The sequence below is a fragment of the Actinoplanes sp. NPDC051633 genome (genome assembly GCF_040681735.1).
Classification (GTDB): Bacteria; Actinomycetota; Actinomycetes; order Mycobacteriales; family Micromonosporaceae; genus Actinoplanes.
In genome coordinates this window covers 1-7259 of the sequence record NZ_JBFAZH010000312.1, presented here as the reverse complement: position 1 = coordinate 7259, position 7259 = coordinate 1, and the positions used below count along the sequence as shown (strand labels likewise).

Annotated in this window: 6 protein-coding genes and 1 pseudogene; 4 read left to right on the top strand and 3 right to left on the bottom strand. The window is 69.3% G+C overall.

Features of this window, described 5'->3' with window-relative positions; translation table 11 throughout:
• Positions 1–813, top strand: an 813-nt coding sequence (locus tag AB0M20_RS18795) for a trypsin-like peptidase domain-containing protein (RefSeq protein WP_364299719.1), incomplete at its 5' end; no start/stop codon positions are given.
• 38 nt (positions 814–851) lie between these two features.
• Positions 852–1415, top strand: coding sequence for a hypothetical protein (locus AB0M20_RS18790; RefSeq protein WP_364299717.1), 564 nt, complete (start codon positions 852–854; stop codon positions 1413–1415).
• Positions 1416–1464: 49 nt separating this feature from the next.
• Here AB0M20_RS18790 and AB0M20_RS18785 read toward each other — a convergent pair whose 3' ends face one another.
• The 3 genes from AB0M20_RS18785 to AB0M20_RS18775 all read right to left on the bottom strand — a co-directional run bounded on the left by AB0M20_RS18785 (position 1465) and on the right by AB0M20_RS18775 (position 4575).
• Positions 1465–1677: a hypothetical protein gene (locus AB0M20_RS18785; RefSeq protein ID WP_364299715.1), complete on the bottom strand. Its 213-nt coding sequence runs from the start codon at positions 1675–1677 to the stop codon at positions 1465–1467.
• Between the two features lie 10 nt (positions 1678–1687).
• Positions 1688–1903 carry a hypothetical protein gene (locus tag AB0M20_RS18780; RefSeq protein ID WP_364299713.1) on the bottom strand — a complete coding sequence of 72 codons (216 nt, stop codon included), beginning with the start codon at positions 1901–1903 and terminating at the stop codon, positions 1688–1690.
• A gap of 83 nt (positions 1904–1986) precedes the next feature.
• Positions 1987–4575 (bottom strand): LuxR C-terminal-related transcriptional regulator, encoded by a 2589-nt coding sequence (locus AB0M20_RS18775; protein WP_364299711.1) that lies wholly within the window; start codon positions 4573–4575, stop codon positions 1987–1989.
• 534 nt (positions 4576–5109) lie between these two features.
• Between AB0M20_RS18775 and AB0M20_RS18770 the strand changes: the two genes are divergently transcribed.
• Together AB0M20_RS18770 and AB0M20_RS18765 are read left to right on the top strand one after the other, a co-directional pair.
• Complete coding sequence (locus tag AB0M20_RS18770; RefSeq protein WP_364299709.1) at positions 5110–6786, top strand: AbgT family transporter; 1677 nt, start codon at positions 5110–5112, stop codon at positions 6784–6786.
• Between the two features lie 98 nt (positions 6787–6884).
• Positions 6885–7259 (top strand): annotated as a pseudogene (locus tag AB0M20_RS18765) (hypothetical protein); the annotation flags it as partial.

The following is a 7259-nucleotide window of genomic DNA, read 5'->3' as shown; positions in this document are numbered from 1 at the left end:
GGCAACATCCTGACCAATGATCACGTCATCGCACCGGCCATCGGCGGCACGATCACCGTCGACTTCGCTCGAGGACCCGCGCAGGTCGCGGCCACCGTCGTCGGTCGAGACCCGGCGACGGACCTGGCCGTGCTCCGGGTCAAGCCGGGCGTGGTCCCGTTGGCACCGATCACCATCGGCGCCTCGGCCGCGCTCGTGGTCGGGCAGCCGGTGGTCGCGGCCGGCTCTCCGCTGGGCCTCAACGGCACGATCACCGCGGGGGTGGTCAGCGCTCTCAGCCGCTATGTGAACGTCGGCCAGGGTGATGAACCGGCCACCCTGGTCAACGGGGTGCAGACCGACGCTGCGGTCAACCCCGGCAACAGTGGCGGTCCACTGGTCGACTGTTCGGGCCGGCAGGTGGCGGTCAACACCGCCGGCGCCCAGACACCCGACGGCGGCGGGGGCAGCATCGGCCTCAACTTCGCCATCCCCATCGACTTCGCCCAGTCGATCGCTGGGCAGCTCATCCGTACCGGACGTGCCACCCATCCCGTCGTCGGGCTGCTCACCGTCAGTGTCACCGACGAGATGGCCCGCTCGACCGGGCTTCCTCGAGGCGCACTGGTGGACCAGGTGCTACCCGGTTTCGGCGCCGCGCGTGCCGGACTGCGAGAGCGAGATGTGGTGACCAAGGTCGGCGACTCCGCCGTCAACAGCACCGACCAGATGCTCGTGGCCGTCCGCACCCACAAATCCGGTGACACGGTCACGCTGGAATACCACCGCGACGGATCGCCGAGCCGCGCGACCGTCGTGGTATCCGAACCCTGAACGCTCCTCCATGGCCCCACAGCAGGGAGAGCGGCGACGTGGACTACGAGGTCGACCGCCCGTACGACCAAGGGGTTGCCTGGCGGCTACTCAGGCTGGCCCTGGGCCTCGTCCCGATCGGCTTCGGTTTCGCCGTGCTGGCCGCGCCGGAGCCGGCTCTGAACATCGCCGGCGCGCTCTTCGGTATCAATCTCGTGGTGACCGGCCTCGTACGGGCGGCGCTCAGCCTGATCATCACCATGTACCCGAAGTCCTACCGGGTGACGGCCGTGATCCTGGGTGTCCTGACCGCCGCCGTCGGTATCGCATGCCTGCATCACCTGCCCGTCGCGGCGCTGCTGCTCGCCCTCGTCGTCGGCGTCGGATGGCTCTTCGGCAGCCCGGCCTACCTCTTCGGTGGCGCCGACGACCCCCTCGCCGGGTGGCGGTTCCGCATCGGCATCGCTGCCATTCCGGCCGCGGGCGCCGTGCTGATCTGGCGGGTGGCCAGCGTGGCCAACTTCATCACCTTCGCCGCCGTCTTCTTCGTGTCGATCGGCATCGTTGAGACCGTCGCGGCGGCCGCCGCCTTCCGGCCCGACGCGTCCGGAGCCGATCGCTAGCGGTTGCGGGATCCCACCGCCCGTGGACAGGAGTCCGGCCGGCCACCGGCTAGTCCGGTGGCCCGGGACGGGCGAGCTTGACGTCGATCAGCTCGAGGCCGAGGTCCCGTACCCGGTCCAGCACCAGATGCAGCTCGGCTTGCGTCAGAGCGCCGGACAGCACCGTCGCGACCGGTTCCACGTCGACGGCCAGGTCGGCGAAGGCGGACCGGCCGACCGGGCCGAGAGCGCCGACGACCCTGATCTCGTACGTGTCGGACACGCTCATCTCCTCAGCCTCGGCCAGGCCGACTTCGGGTCCGGCGGACCTCCAGCAGCCGCCACCGCAAGGCGCGGACCCGCTCCAGCAGCCCGTGCAGCCCGGACTGGTCGAGCCGGCCGGTGATCAGCACCACGTCCCCGTCGACCGTCACCGTCAGGTCACCGAAGAACTCGTGCGGCGACGCGCCTTCCGGATGGGTCAACCGGATCTCATAGCAAGGGAGCATCGGTGCCTCCGTCAGTTCGCCAGTGGCATGCTCCCAGCTTGTTTGCGTGGCCCGCGTCGTGCGTCATCCGAACTGCATGAGGTTCAGAGCAGTTCCAGCTCGCGGGCCCGGAAGACCGCCTCGCGCCGGCGGCCGACGGAGAGCTTGCGGTAGATGGCAGCCAGGTGGGTCTTGACCGTATTCATCGACAGGCACAGTTCGTCGGCGATCTCCGTGGTCGACATGCTGGTCGCCATCAGCCGCAGCACGGCCTGCTCACGGTGGGTGAGAGCGTCGGCGAGCTCATCGTGATCCGGCGGCACGGGACCCGGCTGCGGGACCTGCGCCACCACCGCCGGCCAGCGCGCCGTGAGCGTCCGGTGCCGGCTGAGCACCGGCTCCAGGGCGGGCGTGGCCCGCACAAAGGGCAGCACGATGTCGCCGTCGGCGATCTGCAGCGCGCGGTCGAGCAGCTCGGCGGCGCGGCCCTCGTCGCCGCGGCGATGCGCGACCTCGGCCTCGCAGAGCGCCGCGTCGACCAGCAGCAGGCGGTCGACGTGCGGGCTGGGCATGGTCATCACGGCCCGGACGGACACCGCCGCCCGGTCCAGTTCGCCGAGCGCGAGATACGCCCGCGCGGCAGCCACCTGGGCGACCACTTCTTCGGCGGTGCCGCGGTGGCGGTGCAGGCGCTGCAACGCCGATCGGGGCCGGCCCAACGCGGTGTCGATCTCCGCCAGGTCGCGGTCGCGAATCACGCCGAACAGACCGACGGCCGTCCGGTTCACCGCCGGATCATCGCGCAGCAGGACCTGCGCCCGGGCCAGTTTCCCCTGTGCGACGAACAGCGTCGCCTGTACGTAGGCCACCGTCGCCGCCTGCCCTGCGTCGGCGTAGTGCGGGCCGGCAGCCTGCAGACGTCGCATCGCCTCCGCCATCGTCGCCAGATCCGCCCCGAGGTGGGCGCGGCGCGCGATGGCCAGATCCAGAATCACCGGCCTGGCCAGCGCGGGATGGCGGCTCAGCAGCGCCTCGGCACGCTCGATCGCGTCGTCGGCATGCCGTGGACGTGCCGAGACGCTCACAAAGGCGAGCATGGACAGAGCTTCCAGCTGCGCGACCGGTGTCCCGTTCACCGGCACGGCGGCCATCGCCTGGCGCAGCAGCGGGTCCACGTCCGCCACCCGGCCGATGCTGAACCTCGCCCGGGCCTGGGCGAGCAGCGTGCTGGACCGCAGGCCCGGCACCGCGTCGACGGACGCCCGCAGGTTCTCGTCGGAGAGCAGCCGCGCGGCCGCGGCGTCGACGATGCCGAAGTCGGCGATCTTCTCGCCGAGCATCATGTCGGACACCAGCGCGGTGACCGTCACCTCGGGATCATCGGGCGGCACCGGCTGGTCCGCCGGCCCGTCGCCCGCCGGCACGTCGTCCAGGCGCTCCACGGCCGCAGAATCGGTGACGATCGCCAGGATCGCGCGCTGCGTCGTTCTGAACTCGGCCAGGTCGGCCGGCGAGGCGTCGCCTGGCGGGTGGTCGTGAGCAAACTCCGCCAGGCCGGGAATTATCAGATCCTGGTGACCGACGAACGCCTGCGCCAGGCCGCCCCGCGCCAGCACCGACCGGACGGCGGCCCCGTTGCCGGCTTGCACACTCCAGTGCAGGGCGTTCCACATGTCACCCTGCTCCCGGAACCAGGCCGCCGCGCGGGCGTACTGATTCTGCTGGAACTCGGTCGGCTGGCCACGCGCAAGTTGGCGCAGCATCTCGCGGAACAGCGGGTGGTAGCGGAAGGTGGTACGCGACCGATCGACCGGTATCACGAACGAGTTGGTCCGGGCCAGCGCCGTCAGCGCCGACCGGCAGTTCGGGATGCCGGTGACCGCCTCCGCCAGGGGGCCGGTCACTTCGTCGAGGAAGCTGGTCTGTATCAGCAGGGACTGCATCTGCTCGGGCAGGGCGGCCAGCACCTCGGCCGTCAGATACTCGCCGATGCTGCCTTCGTCCATCGCGAGCAGCGCGACGAACTCGGCCGGCCGTTCGGTGTCGGCCATCCGCATCGCCGCCAGCCGCAGGCCGGCCGGCCATCCCTCGGTTCGCCGGTGCAACGTCCGCAGGTCGTCGCCGGGCAGTCGGATGCCGTGCCGGTCGAGCAGGTCTTGGACCTCTGCCTCGGTCATTGCCAGATCCGCGGCGCGCAGTTCACGTACCAGGCCGGCCAGTCGATAGCGGTGCAGCGGCAGCAGCGGGTCGCTGCGTACGGCCAGGACCAGCCTGATGCGATGCGGCCAGCGCAGGACGATCCGGTCCAAGCCGGTCAGAATCTCCGGGTGTGTCAGCACCTGCGCGTCGTCGAGCACGAAGACCGGCCGCCCAGGCGGCTCGGCAGAACGCCGCAGCACCGAGTCGATCAGTTCCACGGTGCCGCCGGGCGTCCAGGCGCCGGTCGGGTAACTCTGCCCGGCGGCCCGCCCGGCCTCGAGGAACAGCCGCCAGAACCGCCGAGGGTCGTTGTCGGACGGGGTCAGGGCGAGCCACGCCACCGGGGGATCATGTTGCCGGGCCCATTCGCTGAGTAACACGGTCTTGCCGGCGCCGGCACCGGCGGACAGCACGGTGAGCACCGCGGGCGTCGCCTGGTCGAGGCGCTCGAGCAGACGCGGCCGGGACAGATGCCGTGGCGGCAGAACCGGCACCAGAAAACGCTGATCAGTCAATACCTCACGCATGTCGACCCCCGGGCGGGCCAGCCGGTCCTCTCCGAGCGGCCCCTGGCCGGCTGGGCACCCTTAACAATCTAGCGTCAGAACTGCTGGTCGGGCATAGTCGCCGACAGAGTGGGTAGAACAGGCGGTTTTGTGCTCTCCCCCAAAACGAATGAGTGCGGCCTCCGCGGACCCTGACGGTCCGGGACGAACCGCCGGTCTTCCCCCACGTTGTCCGCCGTCGGCTCTCCACCGGCGACGCGAAATGTGGGCGGCGCTCACCCGATTCGGGTGAGGTTGCCCGCCCACGATCGTCCTAGCGTGACGCGTAACCCCCGGGCAGTCCAAGGTGGATGCCGTCGAAGGGATGACCATGTCGGAGCCCACGATCTCGTCAGCGTCGCCGGCGAGTGCCGCCCTCCATCCACCGGCCCCGTTGGGCATCGTCATGTCACTGCGGCTGATGTCCGGCCTGAGCCGCTTCGCCCGCCACCCACCCGCAGTTGCCGTCGGAAGGACGCCGCCATGGCCGTCACGAAGGTGCCAGCCGAGAAGCGGGGCGTGATCCAGCGCCTGCTGAACGGGGTCGAGCGGGCCGGGAACAAGGTGCCGCACCCGGCGGTCATGTTCGTGGCGCTATGCCTGCTCGTGATCGTCGTGTCGGCCATCCTGGCATGGACGGACGTCTCCGTCACCACCGAGGTGGTGTCGCCGCAACCACCGCCGCCACCCGACGCCAACTATCCGTACTATCCGGGCGGCTCCATCGTGCCGGACCTCGCGACGACCGGCGAGCCACCAGGTGCGGCTGACTACGTCCCGCACGTGGAAACCATCGCGGTGCAGGACCTGCTGGACGCCTCCGGCATCCGATTCATGTTCACCTCGTTCGTCGACAACTTCAACAACTTCTCCGCCGTCGGAGTGATCATCATCGCGATGATCGGCGTCGGGCTCGCCGAGGAGGCAGGGCTGATCGGCGCCCTCATCCGCCGGATCGTCAAGGTCGCCCCGCGGGCCACACTGACCTTCATCATCGTTCTGGCCGGCATGATCTCCAGCGTCGCGTCGGATGCCGGCTACCTGGTACTCGTACCGCTGGGCGCCGTGGTCTTCCGCAGCATCGGACGAAATCCGATCGCCGGCATCGCCGCGGCCTTCGCCGGGGTCAGCGCCGGCTTCGGCGTCAACTTCCTGATCACCCCGGTGGACGGCATCGTCACCGAGATCGCCAACGAGTCCATCCACCTGGTTGATCCGGCCCGGACGATCAGCGTCACGCACAACCTGTACTGGGGCATCGGGGCCACTCTCTTCGTCACGCTGGTGATCACCCTGGTGGCCGAGTTCTGGGTGGGCCGCCAGCTCGGCCAGTTCGACGACGGTGAGATGTCCGGCGACGCCGCCGCCTCGGCGGAGGAGCCCACCGCGCAGGCGAAGGCCGCCGAGGCACGGGGCCTCCGGATGGCTCTTTTCGGTCTGCTGGCCGTGGTGGCGATCGTTCTGCTCGCCCTGCTGCCGCCCGGGTCGCCACTGCGTGACCCGGAGACCGGGTCGATGTTCAACGACTCGCCGTTCATGGACAGCCTGATCGTGATCATCATGCTGATCTTCCTGGTCGCCGGCTGGGCGTACGGGCGGGGCGCGGGCACCATGACCGGCACCAACGACGCGATCGCCGCGATCACCAAGAGCCTGTCCGGGCTGGGCGGCCTGATCTTCATCTTCGTGCTCATCGCCCAGTTCCTGGCGTACTTCAACTACAGCAACATCGCCCAGGTCATCGCGGTGAAGTTGTCCGAGGCCCTGGAACGCGCCAGCATCCCGACCCCGCTGTTGCTGATCGGCCTGGTCCTGCTGGTGTTCGTTGTGGACCTGCTGCTGCCCGGCGTCATCCCCAAGTGGTCCATCCTGGCGCCCATCTTCATCCCGCTGTTCCTGCGACTGGGGGTGGCGCCGGAGACGGTGATCGCCGGCTACCGGGTCGGCGATGGTCCGGCGAACGTGGTCACGCCGCTGATGGTCTACCTGGCGTTCGTCGTCCTGCAGGTACAGCGCTGGCGCAAGAGCGCCGGCCTCGGCACCGTCGTGGCGATGATGCTGCCCTACACGCTGGTCCTGCTGGTGACCTGGACGGCGTTCTACATCCTCTGGTACGCCATCGGCATCCCGTGGGGACCGGGCGCAGCGGTACACCTGTGAGCGTCCGCGTGTGAGCGCCGGTACATGACTCATCCATGGCGGATGAAAGAGGCCGTCGACAGTGGTGCCGTGCCCGTCGAACTGCAAGGATCCGCACCATGGGCGAGCAGGAGACGCTGCTGTTCCTGGTCGTCGTCGGCGCACGATTCGGTGTGCCGCTGCTGATCCCCCGGTTCCCGCTGCCGGCGATCGTCGCGGCGCTGGTCCTCGACGGCGTCGACCAGACGATCTTTCAGTTGTTCGGGTACGACCCGCCCGGCTACCAGAGTTACGACAAGGCGATGGACATGTTCTACCTGTCCATCGCGTATCTCTCGGCCATGCGGAACTGGACCAGCCGGTCCGCCTTCGACGTACTCCGGTTCCTGTTCTTCTACCGGTTGGCCGGCGTCGTCCTGTTCGAACTCACCGACTGGCGTCCGCTGCTGCTCGTCTTCCCGAACACCTTCGAGTACTTCTTCATCGCATACGAG